Genomic DNA, 419 nt, shown 5'->3' with positions numbered 1-419 from the left:
ACTCCTGTTCGAACCGCGGGTTCGTCACCGCGTTTCTGATCCACCAGGCGTCGTAGTCGTCCGCGAAGTCGACGCCGGTGTTCTCCGAGGCGACCACCGCCCGCTCCGAGTTGCTCGCGAACCCCTCTCCGAGGACCGTCCGGAACCCGATACCGTCGTCGAAGACGCGGAGCTGAAGGGTCGCGCTCCGGGACCCGTCCGCGCTGTCCGCCCCGGAGCCGCCGGATCCGCTCTCCGCGGCGTCCGCGAGACCGACGCTCAGGGCGTTGTACTCCGCCGACACCGACTCGTAGGCGCCCCACACCGGGTCCCACTCCTCGGTCGTCGACTCGCGCTCGGTGCCCGTGACGGCCCCCGGACCGTCCGACCCCCCGGCGCTTGCGCCGAACGCCGCCTGATTTTTGAAGTCGAATCCGATC

General features: G+C 70.2%; 1 protein-coding gene. It reads right to left on the bottom strand.

Features of this window, described 5'->3' with window-relative positions; genetic code table 11:
• Positions 1-419 (bottom strand): glycoside hydrolase family 97 N-terminal domain-containing protein (locus EXE44_RS18315; protein WP_199241283.1); only part of this gene is annotated, 419 nt, incomplete at both ends.

It is taken from the genome of Halorubrum sp. SS7 (assembly GCF_005435055.1).
Taxonomy (GTDB): Archaea; Halobacteriota; Halobacteria; order Halobacteriales; family Haloferacaceae; genus Halorubrum; species Halorubrum salinarum.
The sequence above is the reverse complement of the archived record's forward strand: the minus strand, read 5'-3'. Positions and strand labels throughout refer to the sequence as shown.